We start from the raw sequence: 510 nt of genomic DNA on the forward strand, positions 1-510 counted from the left end.
CGTCACGGTTCCAATCCGAATCTCGTTCTTTTTGGCCAATATTTTCGCCGGCATTCCTCGAAAACGCAATCGACCGAGTTTAGGAATCTGAATATGTTGGTGATCCAAAAGGCGGACACTCCCATTAGTCATGCTGGGAGACTTCACTTTTCCTGGATACAGACAGGAAGTTTGATACTTTTGCTCGGTTCGTTTGCGATGGAAAATCGGCGTGCCCGATTGATGAACCTTATGGAACATTTTCCAGGCACTTCGGTAATTTTGGATTGCATTGGCTTTCATCAGACTATCCAAATCATTATTATTCAACCAGCCATGGATATTCGAGATGCCAGTTGCCGGCCTTTTCAGCCGCTGTTCAAGCGTTTGGATGCGTTGCTGGACGATCCCAATCGGGATCTTAACCTGTTTCAACTGATATAGTTCGCGATTCATGCCATTCATTTCGTTATAAATAAAACGACTTGCGTCACTGTTACGTTTGATTAACTGCTTTTGCTGATTGGATGG

General features: G+C 44.3%; 1 protein-coding gene. It reads right to left on the bottom strand.

Features of this window, described 5'->3' with window-relative positions; translation table 11 throughout:
- Positions 1-510: nuclease/transposase family protein (locus QUF07_RS14085; protein ID WP_502879049.1), on the bottom strand; the 510-nt coding region annotated here is incomplete at both ends.

Origin of the sequence: Lentilactobacillus sp. TOM.63, assembly GCF_030361045.1 — a bacterium.
GTDB classification, from domain to species: Bacteria; Bacillota; Bacilli; order Lactobacillales; family Lactobacillaceae; genus Lentilactobacillus; species Lentilactobacillus dabitei.